The organism is Cypionkella sp. PAMC25878, assembly GCF_058135695.1.
Window position 1 is genome coordinate 2858564 of sequence record NZ_CM176871.1, and the last position, 13583, is coordinate 2872146.

15 protein-coding genes are annotated in these 13583 nt (G+C 61.3%); 7 read left to right on the forward strand and 8 right to left on the reverse strand.

The genetic code is table 11. The features are described from left to right. Window positions 1–116: 116 nt before the first annotated feature. Both ACS5RD_RS13900 and pyrC read right to left on the reverse strand, forming a co-directional pair. Complete coding sequence (locus ACS5RD_RS13900; protein WP_489927913.1) at window positions 117–797, reverse strand: orotate phosphoribosyltransferase; 681 nt, start codon at window positions 795–797, stop codon at window positions 117–119. A 114-nt stretch (window positions 798–911) separates the two neighbouring features. Next, window positions 912–1955, reverse strand: coding sequence for a dihydroorotase (gene pyrC / locus ACS5RD_RS13905; RefSeq protein WP_489931379.1), 1044 nt, complete (start codon window positions 1953–1955; stop codon window positions 912–914). Window positions 1956–2134: 179 nt separating this feature from the next. Here pyrC and ACS5RD_RS13910 point away from each other — a divergent pair, with 179 nt between their 5' ends. Continuing rightward, window positions 2135–2443, forward strand: coding sequence for an antibiotic ABC transporter (locus tag ACS5RD_RS13910; RefSeq protein ID WP_489927914.1), 309 nt, complete (start codon window positions 2135–2137; stop codon window positions 2441–2443). 27 nt (window positions 2444–2470) lie between these two features. Beyond that, window positions 2471–2866 (forward strand): lysozyme inhibitor LprI family protein, encoded by a 396-nt coding sequence (locus tag ACS5RD_RS13915; RefSeq protein ID WP_489927915.1) that lies wholly within the window; start codon window positions 2471–2473, stop codon window positions 2864–2866. A gap of 55 nt (window positions 2867–2921) precedes the next feature. On the opposite strand, the gene ACS5RD_RS13920 is transcribed toward ACS5RD_RS13915, so the two are convergent. Continuing rightward, the gene (locus ACS5RD_RS13920) at window positions 2922–3866 is read right to left on the reverse strand and encodes a hypothetical protein (protein WP_489927916.1); all 945 of its coding nucleotides are present in this window, start codon (window positions 3864–3866) and stop codon (window positions 2922–2924) included. 119 nt (window positions 3867–3985) lie between these two features. Continuing rightward, entirely contained in the window at window positions 3986–5035 is a 1050-nt protein-coding gene (locus tag ACS5RD_RS13925; protein ID WP_489927917.1) for a glycosyltransferase family 2 protein, read from the reverse strand. Between the two features lie 162 nt (window positions 5036–5197). On the opposite strand from ACS5RD_RS13925, the gene ACS5RD_RS13930 reads away from it, so the two are divergent. The 3 genes from ACS5RD_RS13930 to ACS5RD_RS13940 all read left to right on the forward strand — a co-directional run bounded on the left by ACS5RD_RS13930 (window position 5198) and on the right by ACS5RD_RS13940 (window position 9953). Further along, the gene (locus ACS5RD_RS13930) at window positions 5198–6067 is read left to right on the forward strand and encodes an MBL fold metallo-hydrolase (protein ID WP_489927918.1); all 870 of its coding nucleotides are present in this window, start codon (window positions 5198–5200) and stop codon (window positions 6065–6067) included. A gap of 266 nt (window positions 6068–6333) precedes the next feature. After that, complete coding sequence (locus ACS5RD_RS13935; RefSeq protein ID WP_489927919.1) at window positions 6334–8883, forward strand: OmpA family protein; 2550 nt, start codon at window positions 6334–6336, stop codon at window positions 8881–8883. Between the two features lie 107 nt (window positions 8884–8990). Beyond that, on the forward strand, window positions 8991–9953 hold the full coding sequence (locus tag ACS5RD_RS13940; RefSeq protein ID WP_489927920.1) for an XdhC family protein: 963 nt from the start codon (window positions 8991–8993) through the stop codon (window positions 9951–9953). Between the two features lie 86 nt (window positions 9954–10039). Here ACS5RD_RS13940 and ACS5RD_RS13945 read toward each other — a convergent pair whose 3' ends face one another. Continuing rightward, complete coding sequence (locus tag ACS5RD_RS13945) at window positions 10040–10972, reverse strand: AraC family transcriptional regulator (protein ID WP_489927921.1); 933 nt, start codon at window positions 10970–10972, stop codon at window positions 10040–10042. A 169-nt stretch (window positions 10973–11141) separates the two neighbouring features. Between ACS5RD_RS13945 and ACS5RD_RS13950 the strand changes: the two genes are divergently transcribed. Then, window positions 11142–11669: a DUF4142 domain-containing protein gene (locus ACS5RD_RS13950; protein ID WP_489927922.1), complete on the forward strand. Its 528-nt coding sequence runs from the start codon at window positions 11142–11144 to the stop codon at window positions 11667–11669. Next, window positions 11669–12022, forward strand: a complete 354-nt coding sequence (locus ACS5RD_RS13955; protein WP_489927923.1) for a cupredoxin domain-containing protein — start codon at window positions 11669–11671, stop codon at window positions 12020–12022. Before ACS5RD_RS13950 ends, ACS5RD_RS13955 begins: the two co-directional genes overlap by 1 nt. 89 nt (window positions 12023–12111) lie before the next feature. Here ACS5RD_RS13955 and ACS5RD_RS13960 read toward each other — a convergent pair whose 3' ends face one another. The 3 genes from ACS5RD_RS13960 to ACS5RD_RS13970 form a co-directional block, all read right to left on the reverse strand. After that, window positions 12112–12699 carry a YdeI/OmpD-associated family protein gene (locus tag ACS5RD_RS13960; RefSeq protein WP_489927924.1) on the reverse strand — a complete coding sequence of 196 codons (588 nt, stop codon included), beginning with the start codon at window positions 12697–12699 and terminating at the stop codon, window positions 12112–12114. A gap of 64 nt (window positions 12700–12763) precedes the next feature. Then, window positions 12764–13186, reverse strand: coding sequence for an SRPBCC family protein (locus tag ACS5RD_RS13965; RefSeq protein WP_489927925.1), 423 nt, complete (start codon window positions 13184–13186; stop codon window positions 12764–12766). Beyond that, window positions 13179–13529: an ArsR/SmtB family transcription factor gene (locus ACS5RD_RS13970; RefSeq protein WP_489927926.1), complete on the reverse strand. Its 351-nt coding sequence runs from the start codon at window positions 13527–13529 to the stop codon at window positions 13179–13181. The genes ACS5RD_RS13965 and ACS5RD_RS13970 overlap by 8 nt, the downstream gene beginning before the upstream one ends. Window positions 13530–13583 lie beyond the last annotated feature (54 nt).

Consider the following 13583-nt stretch of genomic DNA (forward strand, 5'->3'; position numbering starts at 1 on the left):
TCGGCAGGATACTACCACATCTTGCGGGGGATGGGGGTGCAATCCACCAAGAACCGCAGCTTTGGGCGGAGTTATTCACAATACGCCCACAGAGTCGCCCCCGGAAAATCTGGGCGCTATTTTGCGGCGCGGGCGGCTTGCCAAGCGCGGGGATCGTGCAGGAAGCTCTCGACTTCTGCCAAGGTCTTGGCGTCGAAACTGCCTTGAGCGCGGGCTTCAGTGAGCACGTCCCACCAAGTGCAGAGGTGGTGCAGGGCTACGCCGTGATCGGCGAGGCGCTGGGTGGTTTCCGGAAAAATGCCGTAGTAGAAAATCACCGCCGTATGGGCGCAGGTGGCACCGGTTTCGCGGATGGCATCGACGAAGGACAGCTTAGAGCCGCCGTCTGTGGTCAGATCTTCCACCAGCAGCACGCGCTGGCCCTCGGTCATCACCCCTTCGATGCGGGCGTTGCGACCGTAGCCTTTGGGCTTTTTGCGGACATAGGTCATTGGCAGGGCAAGGCGTTCGGCGACCCAAGCGCCGAATGGGATGCCTGCGGTTTCACCGCCTGCGATGTTGTCGAAGGCCTCAAAGCCTGCGTCGCGCATCACGGTGACGGTCAGGAAATCCATCAAGGTGGCGCGGATGCGCGGGTAAGAGATCAGCTTGCGGCAGTCGATATAGGTCGGGCTGGGCAGACCGCTCGCCAGAGTGAACGGGGTTTCGGCGTTGAAATGTACCGCTTTGATTTCCAGCAGTGCGCGGGCGGTGAGGCGGGCGATTTCGGACGCAGGGGGGAAGCTGGTCGGGATCATGGCGGTTCCTTTATGTGCTTTCATCTTGGCGAAAATACTCCCCGCGGAGCGTTCTGCGGCGGCTGCGGGAACCTCCGGCGGAAGTATTTAGACCAATGTGAAATTGGGCAGACTTCAGGCTTCGACGTGCCAATGCACGGGGAAGCCGGGGTTGAAGACGGTGACGGGGCCAGCTTCGGTGAGGATTTTCTCGGGGAAGCTTTGCGGCTGTTCATGTTTGACGAGGGTGAGTTTCGTCTCATTGACGGGTAGGTGGTAGAAGGCGGGGCCGTTGAGGCTTGCGAAGGATTCGAGATGGTGCAGGGCGGCTTCTTCTTCAAACACATGCGCCAAGAGTGGCATGGTGTTGGTGGCGGTGAAGCAACCCGCACAGCCGCAGGCGTGTTCTTTCAGCGCGTCCACATGGGGGGCCGAGTCGGTGCCTAAGAGGAAGCGGGCTTCGCCAGAGGTGGCGGCAGCGCGCAAAGCGAGGCGGTGTTTTTCGCGTTTGGCGACGGGCAGGCAATAGTAATGCGGCTTGATGCCCCCGGCGAGGATATGGTTGCGGTTGATGATCAGGTGATGCGTGGTGATGGTGGCGGCCAAATCATCGCCGCCCGCGCGGGCGTAAGCCACGCCTTCCTCGGTGGTGATATGCTCCATCACCACGCGCAGGCCGGGGATGCGGCGACGCAGGGGATCGAGGATGGTGTCGATGAACACAGCCTCGCGGTCGAAGATATCGACGGAGGGGTCGGTGACTTCGCCATGCAGGCAGAGCGGCAGGCCGATCTCGGCCATTTTCTCTAACACGGCTTGGACTTTGCTGAAATCAACCACGCCGGAATGGGAATTGGTGGTGGCGCCTGCGGGATAGAGTTTCACGGCTTTCACTAGCCCCGAGGCGGCAGCGGCGGCGACATCGGCAGGTTCGGTGGATTCGGTGAGATACAGCGTCATCAGGGGTTGGAACTGGGAACCCGTCGGAAGCGCCGCCATGATCCGCGCGCGGTAGGCCTGTGCTTGCGCGCCCGTCACCACCGGCGGCACCAGATTGGGCATGATCAAAGCGCGGGCGAAATGCCGAGCGGTTTCGGGCAGCACGCCTTTCAGCATCGCGCCATCGCGCAGATGCAGGTGCCAGTCATCGGGGCGGCGGAGGGTGAGGCTTTGTGTCATGGCCACGGAGATAGCGCAGGCCCCGGTGATTCTCTAGGGGGGGAAGTGGCGCAGGGTTGCGACATCTGGCTGTGTTCTTTCGCGGCTATACCGCCTGCGCAGGGAGGCGCGGAGCGAAAGTCCTTGCTGCGACGCGGCATCAAGCTACATGCTTGAGGCAACTGGTGCAGGAGAACACGATGAAGCTGATGACTCCGTTTGATTTTTTGGCCCCGGCGCTGGAGGCGAGCCAGATCATGGCGGAATCGCAGATGGTGATCGGGATGCGCTTGGCAGGCATGGCGGGGTTGTGGCCGATGGCGAAATCTGAAACCGAGCGGATGCTGGCGGAAAAGCTGTCGGCGGGGATGGATTCGGCACATGCCGCGTTGAGCGCTGGCATGGCGGGCGGTAACATTTCCGAGATGGCGATGGCGGCGATGAAGCCGGTGCGGGCGAAAACCAGCGCCAATGCCAAGCGGTTGCAGCGCAAGGTGACGGGCGGTTAAGATCAGCCTGCGAACGGGGGGATTTCTATGAAGTTGGCGTGGGCTGTGTGTTTGTTGGCGCTTACGGCTTTGCCTGCTGTGGCGCAGGATGTTGATTGCGCCAATGCTGAGGTGCAGGTTGAGATGACCTATTGCGCCGAACAAGATTGGCTGGCCGCTGATGCGGATTTGAACGCGGCTTACGGTGTTGCGCGCAAGCTGATGCAGGGCATTGATGCAGACCTTGAGGCCTCACAGCGCGGGGCTGCGGATTATTTGCGCGATGGCCAGCGAGCTTGGGTGACGTTCCGCGATGCCACTTGCGCTGCTGAGGGTTACACCATGCACGGCGGATCGGCGGAGCCGATGGTGATCTATGGCTGCCGCGCGCGCCTGACCGCGCAGCGCACCGCCGATCTTGAGGCGATGGCTGAGGAATACTGAGATTAAGCGGAAGGACTTCTGCGGCGCGTAGACCCCTAGCGCCGCAGTGTTTTGCTTACGCCTCAGCCCCCGCCATCCGCTCCGTCAATTTTGCCAGCCGCCGCGCGAAGCTGGGTGCGCGCAAGCGGTGGGTGACCGAGCGGCAGACCATGATCGCCAGCCTGTTGCGTCCGGTGTTTTCAGCTTTGGCGAGGATGGCGCGCAGATAGGGCGAGTAGTGCCGCCGCGCCCGCCACAGCACCGCGAAGCTTTGCACGCTCAGGGTGCCTGCCATCGCTTGATCAACCAGAGCGGGTAGGATGCCGCTGCCGATCAGCGCGGGTTCCAGCGTGTCGCCCATATGCCGGGCCGACAACCGGGTGATATAGGGCGCGCGGAACAGGCTGGCATGCATCGCCTCGGCGGCGATGGTGGGGTCGTGGATCACCACGGCTGTTCCCGCACCTTCCAACATGTCGGGCGCATAGCCATAGCGCGAGGTGAAATCGAGCCTGCGGGCGGCAAGATCGCGCCGGTCCCAGCGCGACTGCGCCGGTTCCAGCGTGGCGCGCGGGTTGAGCGCCAGCACTTGTGCGCCGGGTGCCGTCACTGCAAAGGCGCAGGCGGCATAGCCTGCCATGCCCGCGCCGTAGAACAGCACCTGATCGAAATCTTCAAAAAACGCGTCATCGACCTGACGGTCAAAGAAGCCATAGACCGCCGGATCGCGAAACCAAGTGTCGCCATCCGAGATGATCGTCAGTACCGACCAGCCATGCGCGCGGGCCAAACCATCGGCCAAAGGCATCTGATCGGGGCGGGCCAATACTGCACCAATCGTCTCAAAGCTGACCAGCAGGGTGGTGCCTTCATCGGCGAAATAGGCCCAATGTGCATCGCCCACGCTGTGGAAATAGCCCGAATCCTCGGTCGCCTTTTCCATCCGCTGCTCCCATGCGTCGCGGTCGGGCAGGGTGTCGGTGGGCTGTGGCAATTCGGCAATTTCGGCAAAATCGGTCATTTTACATCCAGTCGAACGCTTTACAGGGGAACACAAGGCATTTGAACATAATCTTCCTAATGGTACATTAGATCAAGTAAAGATCAGGCCAAGTTAGCATAGGCTTCGTGAACACTGAATTAAGACTGTTTCACTGTGGCACGCTTCATGACGGCTTGCGCGTGCGGCAGCACGTGACGCGCTCGTTCTGGTTGCAAAACCTGCGATGGCGGTGTCATCAGGAGTCGGCCAAACAGCGCCCGCCACGGCTCTTGCTGCATCAAGGTAGCGAAACGCGACTGCCGCCACAGCAGGGCTTGGCGATGCAGCGGGCCGAGGATTCGGTCGGCCATCAACTCGGCCCGCAACGGGGCAGTGTTCAGATTCAGGATCGAGCGGTCTTCAACTGCACTGAAATTGCGCTCGACCCAATAACTCATGTCAAACCCCGAGGCGTCGCGGTTGGCGCGGCCGCGGTCGGCCTTGACCAGATAGTTCTGCATCGACCCCAGCGCGTAATGGTTCAACTGCACCAGTTGGTAGTTGTCGCGTGTGTAGTCCGAGAAAATCCGCGCCTGCGGAAAGTCCGCGGGCAGCGGGCGGCCCGAGCCGTCAAACCAGCGGGCTTGGCCTGCGCGTGTCGGGTCGGGGCTGCGCGGGCGATGCACGCCAAGTTTGCGATAGGTGCCGTCATTGCGAAACAGGGTTTTGAACAACTGCGCGCGCCATGGCCATGCAAAGCTGGCGGGGGCGGCATGGGTGAAGGTTTCGGTGATGGGCTGATCGGTGATCTCGATCACCCCCGCATTGCCAAACATCCGCCATGTCAGCGGAATCGCAGTGGCCTCGGGCAGGGCGGCCAGTAGCGCCGAAAGGCTGCGGTCGCCAACATGGATATTCACAAACTCATCAATGTCGCAAAACAGCAGCCAATCGGCATTTGCAGCCAGAGGGTGTTTGTCCGCCGCCTTCAGCATCGCCCATTGCGGGCCTTCGGCGTGGGGGCCGTCATTGCGGATATGAGTGAGCCAGCCCATGGCTGAGAGACGGTCGAGCATCACATCGGTGCCATCGGCGCAATCATTGGAATAAACGAGAAAATCCGTAAAGCCGCAGGCGCGGTGATGCGCCAGCCATTCGATCAGGAACGCGCCTTCGTTTTTCACTCCAAGCAGGGCGGTGGCGCGCATTCTGATCCTTTGGGGCAGCGGGGCGGCAGGTGCCTCCGGCTAACCGCAATGCCAATGCATTGCGGTCTGGATATTTGAGCGCAGAGGATGACCAAAGGAAAGGGGCAACTTGACGCTCGTGCGTAGCGGCGGCAAGCATGGCGCAGATTTGGGGGGATTTCGATGCTGTCACACCTGCGGATATTTGAGCCTCATCCGGGAATATTGGCGTTTTACGATGGTCGGGTGGCGGGGCACCGCTTTGCGGACGCGCCGAACTGGGTGGACGATGGCGCGTTGTCACTGGGCATCGCCTCTTACGCGTTGATCGCGGGGACGCAGGCGATTGTCTATGACAGCCATGTCTCGGTGCCGCATGGGCGATTTATTCGGGATACGTTAACGCAGCGCGGGGTGACGGATATCCGAGTGGTGCTGTCGCATTACCATCTGGATCATGTCGCGGGGACCGAAGCGTTTGCGGGCTGTCAGGTGATCGCCAATGCCCGCACTCTGGCACATCTGACGGAGAGGAAGGCGGCGATCGAGGCGGGCACCGATCACGGCCTGCCCGCAATCAAGCCGTTGATCCTGCCGGATGTGGTGTTTGAGCGGTATATGAGCCTTGACCTCGGTGGAGAGCGCATCGAATTGATTGAAGCCAATATCCACTCGGATGATGCGACGGTGCTTTGGTTGCCAGAACGGCGGATATTGTTGGCAGGCGATACGGTCGAGGATTGCGTGACCTATGTTGGCGCGCCCGAGGATTTCGACATTCACCTCGCCGATTTGGCCCGGTTGCAGGCACTTGGAGCAGATTGGGTGCTGCCCAATCATGGCGCGGCGGAGGTGATCGCGGCGGGCGGCTATGGGCCGGGGCTACTGCCGGCCACGTCGGATTATATCCGGCATCTGCAGAACGATGATCCGCGCCCGATGGCGGAGATCATAGCCCCTTGGCTCCACAATGGCACGCTGCGCTACTTTGAACCCTATGAGGTGGTGCACGACCAAAACCGTGCGCGGGTCCAGGCGATGGCCAAGGCTTGATCTGGGGAACCAAAGCCGCCACGCGGCGTTACCGCAAGTAAGACTGCCAATGCCGTGCTAAACGAGGCAGGTGCGACAGTTGGCACAGGAGAGCGATCTGGGAGGACTGCTAGCCGATAACACGTTGAAACCCTGCCAATTTGGCCTGTGGTTTAGCCGCTGTTATCGCATATCACCGCCCATCCTGTGCTTTGATGCCACAGCGGCGACCCGGTTCGGAATCAGTTTTGACCCTTGGCCGCCCCGCGATTTTGAAAGGACGACCGATGAGAAGAATGCTTGGAACCACCACGGCGCTGTCGATGGCGATGTTCAACGTACAGCCTTGGCCCCTGATGGCGCAAACGCTGACCGACAGCGGCGCTGTGGTGGCGGTGGATGGCACGGTTTTGTGCGAACCGACCGCAGATGCGGCTTGCGATCCGGCGGCATTTGTCGATCAAGCCAATGCGATCGCGGCGCGGATTGCGGAAGATGCGGCCAAAGCTGCGGCAGCGGCTCAGGCCGAAGCTGAAGCTGCCGCCGCTGCGCAGGCAGACGCTGCCGCGAAAGCCCAAGCAGACGCCGCCGCACAGGCTGAAGCCGACGCGAAAGCCACTGCCGACGCAGAAGCTGCTGCGCAGGCCGATGCTGACGCAAAAGCGCAAGCTGATGCAGAGGCTGCGGCTCAGGCCGATGCGGCCGCACAGGCTGACGCCGATGCGAAGGCTGCCGCTGATGCTGCCGCACAAGCCGAGGCTGATGCGAAAGCCGCTGCCGATGCGGACGCTGCGGCGCAGACTGATGCTGACGCGAAAGCTGCCGCTGATGCTGCCGCACAAGCCGAGGCTGAAGCGAAAGCCGCCGTCGACGCGGACGCTGCGGCTCAGACTGATGCGGATGCGAAAGCCGCTGTTGACGCTGCCGCCGCCGAAGCAGACGCGAAAGCCGCAGCCGATGCAGAAGCCGCAGCACAAGCTGATGCCAATGCCAAAGCCGCTGCTGATGCCGCTGTGGCTGCCCAGACCGAGGCTGATGCGAAAGCCGCCACCGATGCGGATGCAGCCGCTCAAGCTGACGTAGATGCAAAAGCTGCCACGGATGCAGATCCTTCCGTGGCGGCGGATGCTGCTGCAAAGGCCGAATTGAAAGCCAAAATAAAAGCCAAAGTGAAAGCCAAGAAGGCGAAAGAAAAAGCTGACGCTGAAGCGGCTGCCGAAACCGCCCCGGCGGATCAAGCAACTGAAGCGGCACCCGCTGATGACCCCAACGCCGTGCCGATGGATACGACGACCGAAGCAGCGCCTGCTGACCCAGCGACCGACGAAGCGGCACCTGCGGATGCCACCACCGAAGCCACTCCGGCCGAGGGTGCGGACCCTGCTGCAGTTGATGCAACCGCAACGGATGCGCCCGTCTTGCTTCCTGCCACTGTGACCGATCCGACAACCGGGGAAACCCTTGTGGTTGATCCCGCCACTGGTGCCGCACTGACCGAAGAAGAAGCCGCAGCCCAAGCCGCCGCACAGGAAAAATCCCTTGCCGAAGCGCAAAAGGAAATCGCGGTTGAGGCGGACGGCAGCGTGGTTGACCCCTCGGCTGGCCTGAAAACGTCACCACCGGTGATGAACCCTGACACCCCGCCGATTGACGTGCCCGTTGCGTCCGAAGCTGAGGTTGAAACCCTGACCAACCTGTTGGCGCAGCCAGAAGGCGTTGATCCGGCCACGTTGGGGGCCGCTGCGGCTTTGGCAACGGCTACACCTGCCGTGGAGGGTGAAAAGCCCGCCGATCAGGCGCCTTCAGCAGATGCGGTCGCGACCGTGACCGAAATGCTGACCAATGACAGCGTGCGCTCCTCGACGCAGGAATTTGCGGCGGCCCCAGTGATGTTGGGCAGCGACAAGAAGAAAAAGAGCGGCCTGTCGGATCTGGAAAAAGTCGGTCTGGTGGCGTTGGGCGCTTTGGTGGTTGGCGCGATCATCAAGGACAACAACAAGGATCGCCGTGGGCGTGAAGGCTCGCAAGTGGTCTCGAATACTGGTGACCGCGTTGTCGTGCTGAAGCCCGATGGCACCTATCAGGTCTACAAAGACGATGATGCCGTGCTGCGTCAGCCGGGCTCGAACGTGCGGACCGAGACCTACCGCGATGGCTCGACCCGCTCTATCGTCGAGCGCGCTGACGGCACCCAGATCGTGACGATCCGCGATGCCTCGGGCCGGGTGCTGCGCCGTGCGCAATATGACGAGCGCGGTCGCGAATTGGTGCTGATCGACGATCTTGAGCCGGAACAAGTGGTGATCGTGCGCGATCTGCCGAAGCCGCGCGAAAATCGGGTGGTGATCTCGACGTCGGACAATGACTATGCGCTGAAAGCGGCGCTGGCGGCGAAGGATATCGAGAAGATCGGCCGCACCTTCAGCCTGCGTCAGATCCGTGAGATCCCGCAGGTGCGTTGGCTGGCCGCGACGATTGATGTTGATAACGTCAACTTCGAGTCGGGATCTTCGGCGATCACGGAGGATGAAGCCTCGGATCTGGCGGATCTCGGCAGCCTGATGCAGGAAATGCTGGATAAAAACCCCGGCGAGATTTTTCTGATCGAAGGCCATACCGATGCGACGGGCAAGGCTGCGATGAACCTTGCTTTGTCTGATCGTCGTGCAGAATCGGTGGCGCTGGCCCTGAGCGAGTATTTCGACATTCCGCCGGAAAACATGGTCATCCAAGGTTACGGTGAGACGGAACTTCGGATCGACACCCAGAGCGATGAAAAGCGCAACCGTCGCGTGGCGGTGCGGATCATCACGCCGCTGCTGAAGGTCGGCAAGTAAGCATCAAATGGTGCGGAAGGCTCCGGGGGAAACCTCGGGGCCTTTTTCGTTTTGGCGGTGGTGGTGCTGCGGAGTTTGCGGCAAGTTGGCGGAAAAGGAGCCCCAGCATGAGCCATGATCTGATCCCCGAAGCCGCCCTCGCTTGGGCGCGTGCGGGCAAAGCTGCCGCGCTGGCGACGGTGGTGGAAACCTGGGGCTCGGCGCCGCGCCGGGCGGGCAGTCAGATGGCAGTGTCAGCGTTGGGTGAGATGGCGGGCTCGGTCTCGGGCGGCTGTGTCGAGGGTGCGGTGGTGCTGGAAGCGATGGAGGCGATTGCTGCCGGGGTGCCGCGACTGCTGAGCTATGGAGTGGCGGATGAGACGGCGTTCTCGGCGGGACTGGCCTGTGGCGGGACGATCCGGGTGCTGGTGGAGCCTGTGGCTCCGATGCTGGGTTTGCTGGAGGAGATGGTGTCAGCGCGCGCGGCGCGGCGGGCGGTGAGCTATGTGGTGGATTTGGCGGATTGGAGCCGCAGGCTGGTTGAGCTTGGGCAGGATGCTGCGGTGGATCTGCGCTTGCAGGCCGACAAAGCGGGGGTGGAGGAGGGGCGGTTCATTCTGCCGTGCAACCCTCCGCTGCGGCTGATCGTGGTGGGGGCGGTGCATGTGGCCCAAGCTTTGGTCGCGATGGCGCGGTCGGCGGGGTATGATCCGATCTTGGTGGACCCGCGTGAGAGTTTCGCGGCTGCGGCACGGTTTCCGGGCGAGGTGATTCTGGATGCGTGGCCGGATGAGGCGCTGGCGGGGTTGGGGTTGGACGGGCGGACGGCGGTGGTGACGCTGACCCATGATCCGAAGCTGGACGATCCGGCGATTATGGTGGCGTTGCGGTCGGGGTGTTTTTATCTGGGGTGTTTGGGCTCAAGAAAGACCCATGCTGCGCGGGTGGAACGGTTGCGGGCGGCGGGGTTTTCGGAAAGCGAGATCGGGCGGATACATGCCCCGGTGGGGCTGGCGATTGGGGCGCAGGGGCCGGGGGAGATTGCGGTGTCTATTCTGGCTGAGGTGACGGCGGTTTTGCGGGGGGTATAGGGTGGTCCCAACTCGGGACCATATTTTATTGATGTTTAATCAAAGAGTTATGGGTCTCGTTTAAGGAATTTTTAACCTTTGGCGGCTCAGGCGCTGCGGCGGAAGGTGGCGGGGGCGACCTTGAGGTGTTTTTTGAAAATCCGCCCGAACGCGGCCTCAGAGCCATAGCCGACGGATTCTGCGATCTTGATGATCGGGTCGTTGGTGGTGCGCAACTGATCGGCGGCGATTTGCATCCGCCAATAGGCGAAATAGGCCATCGGGGTCATCCCCATCAGCCTGAGAAACCGCGCGGCAAACGAAGTGCGCGACAGGCCCGCCAGATTTGCCAAACTCTGCACCGTCCAGTTGGTCGCCGGGGCTTTGTGCAGGCTGTGCAGCACGCGGGCGATTTTGGCATCGCGGAAAGCGGACAGAATCGGCTGCTCGGCCTCGGTGGTGTTGAGATAGGTGCGCAGGGCCTGGGCGAAAATGATTTCGGACATCTTGAAGGCAATCAGATCGCCGCCCAGCTGGTTCTTCCCGGCCTCGGTGCCGATCAGGCGCAGGGTGCTTTCCATCCAACTGCCAGAGGACTCGCCGTAGTTTCGGATGTGAAGATAGCTGGGCAGGGCGTCGATCAACGGGTGTGCTATGTCGCGGGCAAAGGAAAAGTGCCCGCAGACCAGTTGGGTTTCGTGATTGGTGCCGACTTCACCGATCACCAGAGCGCCGCTGCCATCAAAGCCCGAGTCGGTCACCACTTGCTCGACGAGAATGGCCGCATTCTCGGTGCTGGGATCGCAAAACAAGACATGGCTGGCCCCCTTGGTGATGATCAGCAAATCGCCCTGTTCCAGCAAAATCGGCTCGGCTTGGGCGGCGATGCGCACAAAGCAGCGGCCCTTATGGGCAAAGTGGAACCGCGCGACATCGGGGTAGGCCGGCACTTTGACGCTCCACGGGGAAGTGAACGAGGTGCGGAAATACAGCGTTCCGCGCAGCTTCAGGCGGGACAGAATATCACTGAGCAGATCCATGCGGGCCTCCGATTTTCGGCAATTTACCATAACGCCGCAGGATAGCTAGATTATTGTACGATAGATCATAAAATGCGGATTATGGATCATTAATCGTGCAAATAACTTATCGTATGACTGTGGTGTGGCGGCGTTTGAGCCAACACGGATATGAACAAGGAGACTGCACATGTTTATCAAGAACGCGCTGTTGGCGCTTGGCATTGTCGCTCTACAGAGCAGCATCGCTGCGGCGCAGACCCCGGCTGATCTGAACGATCTGGAAATCGCGCATGTGGCCTATACCGCCGACAGCATCGACATTCGCTACGCGCATCTTGCACTGGCGATTTCCAGAAACCCCGAGATCCAGCAATTCGCCGAAACCATGATCCGCGACCATACGGCGGTGAATGATCAGGCATTGGCGCTGCTGGCCAAGCTGAAGGCGCAGCCGCAGGACAATTTCCTCAGCCAGAGCCTGCAAAGCGGGGCCGAGGCGAAGATCAGCGAAATGGCGGCGTTGCGCGGCGCGGCGTTTGACAAAAGCTATGCCGAGAACGAGTTGAGCTACCACAAGGCGGTGATTGATCTGGTGGCGAATTCCTTCATCCCGAACATCGAAAACGCCGATGTGAAGGCGCTGTTCGAGGCCGGGCTTGGCATCTTCAAAGAGCATGAAGCCCATGCAGAGATGATGGTGAAAGGTCTGAAGTGATGCACACCCTCAACAGACGCGCGGTTTTGTCTTATTCTGTGGCGGCGCTTGCTGTCACGGGGGCCGCTCCACTGTTCGGCCATGTCAAACCGGATGGCACCACAGAGCATCATGTCAGCATCAAGGATATGAAGTTTGACCCGCCGACGATGGAGCTGAAGGTGGGCGACAGCGTGTCCTGGAAGAACCTCGATTTGGTCAACCATACTGCGACTTCGGCCAAGGCTGGTTGGAGTACCGGGGTGCTGAAGAAGGGGGATGCCGAGTCGCTGGTGATCACGGCCGAGATGGCGGGGGCGTATGCGTGCAAATACCATCCGCAGATGAAGGGCATGTTGGTGATTGTTAGCTAGGCCTGCGGCTGTCGGTTTGTCGGCACAGCAAGCGGGGTGCGCCGGTGTGGTGCGCCCCGCGAGGGTTTTGGTTAGCGGGCCGGGCTGCTTTAGCGATCATTCATGCCTTTGCCCTCAAGGATGCGGGGCGTGTGTTTGGTGATCCGCGCGGTTTTGGTGGCGGATGCCTTTGGTTGGTTGAATTGCAAGAGATAGCCGCGTCTGCGCCCCGGTGTCAGGGCGTCGAAGGCGAGGGCTAGATCGGGGTTTTCGTCGAGGGCGGTGATCAGTTCTTCGGGATAGGGCAGATCATCCTTGGCGAAGGTGACTTTCTCGCCGGATTTCTCTAGCGCGATGGCGGCCTCGGTATAGGCGGTCAGGGTTGGGGTGGCTTCGGTGATCTGGGCCAGCGTGGTGAATTTTGCCATCCGCACGGCACGCGAGTTTTCGCCGGGGGGCATGAGGATGGCTTCGGGGTCGGGCAGCAAGACGCCTTTAAAATATCCCAGCACGCAGGCGTCTTTGAAGCCCCAGAGGGTGGCGACATTGCCGCCTTCAAAGCAATAACACGGGCCGCGCCATTTGAAGATTTCGGTCAGGCCGCAGTTGAGCAGGATGGCGCGCAGCGCGCGCAACTCGGCTTGCCAGATTGGGGCGTCTTCGAAGAACGCCTCTGTTTTGGGGTCGGGGTGGGTCATCGCCTGCGCCTTTGCATCGGATCGCATAGGGGTAGCGCAGGCGATGGTGTCTGTCTACGGCGCGTCAGGCGAGGGTGGCTTGCAGCGCGTTCAGGATGCTGGTCCAGCCGCGCGCGTGTCCGTCTCGGCTGTCCTCGGACTTAAAGCGCAGTTGCGTCAGGGTGACAAAGGTGCCGCCGTCTTGCGGGGTGAAGTCGATGCTGATGGTGCTGCCCTCGGCGGCGTGGGGGGATTCCCAAGTGAAGCCGAGGCGGCTGTGCGGGGTGATTTCCAGATAGGTGCCACCGTGCGGGATTTCGCGGTCTTCGACCTTCATGGTGATGGCATAGCGGCCACCAATGCGGGGGTCGGTTTCGGCATGGGCAACGCTGACGCCTTCACCGGAGGTCATGAATTTCAGCAGCATTTTGGGGTCGAGCCATGCGGAGAACACACGCTCGGGCGGGGCTGCGATCAGGCGGGATACGGTGAGGGAAAGTTCAGTCATCGGTCTGCTCCTTGGTGAGTAGGTCATCGAGTTTTTCAAGCCGCAGCGCCCAGATCGAGCGTAATCCGGCGAACCACTGATCGATCAAGGCCAGCGGTTCCATCTGCACCTCGATCAGATGCTCGCGCCACAGGGTGCGGCGGCTGACGAGGCCCGCTTGCTCCAGCACCTTGATGTGTTTGGAGACGGCGTTGAGGCTGATGTCAAAACGCGCGGCGATCTCGGTGACGCGGGTGGGGCCAGCTTGGGCGAGCAGGGTCAGGATGCCGCGGCGGGTCGGATCGCTGGCGGCTTTGAGGATTTCGGTGAGCGGGTCTTCGGCGGGGGTTTGTTGTTCAACCATATGGATGAATTAGATTGCTGCGAGGCATCAGTCAACCAAAAAGTGGAATGATAC

Excerpts from the sequence above, each read along its gene's own strand:
- ACS5RD_RS13900 (WP_489927913.1), bottom strand. The coding sequence starts at position 797 with ATGATCCCGACCAGCTTCCCCCCTGCGTCCGAAATCGCCCGCCTCACC.
- pyrC (WP_489931379.1), bottom strand. The coding sequence starts at position 1,955 with ATGACACAAAGCCTCACCCTCCGCCGCCCCGATGACTGGCACCTGCAT.
- ACS5RD_RS13910 (WP_489927914.1), top strand. The coding sequence starts at position 2,135 with ATGAAGCTGATGACTCCGTTTGATTTTTTGGCCCCGGCGCTGGAGGCG.
- ACS5RD_RS13915 (WP_489927915.1), top strand. The coding sequence starts at position 2,471 with ATGAAGTTGGCGTGGGCTGTGTGTTTGTTGGCGCTTACGGCTTTGCCT.
- ACS5RD_RS13920 (WP_489927916.1), bottom strand. The coding sequence starts at position 3,866 with ATGACCGATTTTGCCGAAATTGCCGAATTGCCACAGCCCACCGACACC.
- ACS5RD_RS13925 (WP_489927917.1), bottom strand. The coding sequence starts at position 5,035 with ATGCGCGCCACCGCCCTGCTTGGAGTGAAAAACGAAGGCGCGTTCCTG.
- ACS5RD_RS13930 (WP_489927918.1), top strand. The coding sequence starts at position 5,198 with ATGCTGTCACACCTGCGGATATTTGAGCCTCATCCGGGAATATTGGCG.
- ACS5RD_RS13935 (WP_489927919.1), top strand. The coding sequence starts at position 6,334 with ATGAGAAGAATGCTTGGAACCACCACGGCGCTGTCGATGGCGATGTTC.
- ACS5RD_RS13940 (WP_489927920.1), top strand. The coding sequence starts at position 8,991 with ATGAGCCATGATCTGATCCCCGAAGCCGCCCTCGCTTGGGCGCGTGCG.
- ACS5RD_RS13945 (WP_489927921.1), bottom strand. The coding sequence starts at position 10,972 with ATGGATCTGCTCAGTGATATTCTGTCCCGCCTGAAGCTGCGCGGAACG.
- ACS5RD_RS13950 (WP_489927922.1), top strand. The coding sequence starts at position 11,142 with ATGTTTATCAAGAACGCGCTGTTGGCGCTTGGCATTGTCGCTCTACAG.
- ACS5RD_RS13955 (WP_489927923.1), top strand. The coding sequence starts at position 11,669 with ATGCACACCCTCAACAGACGCGCGGTTTTGTCTTATTCTGTGGCGGCG.
- ACS5RD_RS13960 (WP_489927924.1), bottom strand. The coding sequence starts at position 12,699 with ATGACCCACCCCGACCCCAAAACAGAGGCGTTCTTCGAAGACGCCCCA.
- ACS5RD_RS13965 (WP_489927925.1), bottom strand. The coding sequence starts at position 13,186 with ATGACTGAACTTTCCCTCACCGTATCCCGCCTGATCGCAGCCCCGCCC.
- ACS5RD_RS13970 (WP_489927926.1), bottom strand. The coding sequence starts at position 13,529 with ATGGTTGAACAACAAACCCCCGCCGAAGACCCGCTCACCGAAATCCTC.